The sequence below is a fragment of the Enterococcus silesiacus genome, assembly GCF_001886225.1.
Taxonomy (GTDB): Bacteria; Bacillota; Bacilli; order Lactobacillales; family Enterococcaceae; genus Enterococcus_L; species Enterococcus_L silesiacus.
This window is the reverse complement of the sequence record NZ_JXLC01000065.1, coordinates 1-715: the sequence shown is the minus strand read 5'-3', so window position 1 is coordinate 715 and position 715 is coordinate 1. Positions and strand designations below refer to the sequence as shown.

Sequence of the window (715 nt, the reverse complement as noted above, 5' to 3'; positions counted from 1 at the left end):
ATGAAGCAACACAAACAGTTACCTTTGGTGCAGGAGAGTTTCCTAGCTATGTGCATCACAAGCACAATATTCGATCGCATATTGAAGCTCAAAGTCGATTGAATGGAAAGAAAATTAAAGAAATAGTCTTTATCGAACCAGTAAAATTAGGAAAGAATTCTTCCAATCTATTTTATGATCTATCTGAATTAGAAAGCATTGAAGGAGCAAATTTATTAGACACCTCAGAGGTGACGAGTATGTCTCATATGTTCTCGACAATGCCAAGGTTGAAAAAAGTAGATGTATCAAATTGGAATACAAGTCAAGTAACGACCATGTCGAATATGTTTAGCGGTGCAAAGAACTTATTGGATATAGATGTGTCGCAGTGGGATACAAGTCAAGTGACGGACATGTCAAACCTGTTTGAAAATGCAGAGAAATTGGAACGTATAGATGTGTCCAGTTGGAATACAGGCAGAGTGAAGTATATGTCTCGTATGTTTGAGGGTGTACGTAAGCTGACCAGTATAGATGTGTCGAATTGGGATACGAATAAGGTAACATCTATGATAAGAATGTTTTATTCACAGTCACTAACAAGTTTAGATTTATCTAAATGGAACACTACAGCGGTTGAATATGCGGATGACATGTTTCCGTATTACCTTGAAGAGCTGACAATAGGAAAAGAGTTTCGTTTTGATGGAAAGACAGGAATAAGAGAGAAAAA

General features: G+C 36.8%; 1 protein-coding gene. It reads left to right on the top strand.

Annotation, left to right across the window (positions count from 1 at the left end; all coding sequences use genetic code 11):
* A partial coding sequence (locus RV15_RS18405) for a BspA family leucine-rich repeat surface protein (protein ID WP_139243069.1) occupies nt 1–715 on the top strand: 715 nt, incomplete at both ends.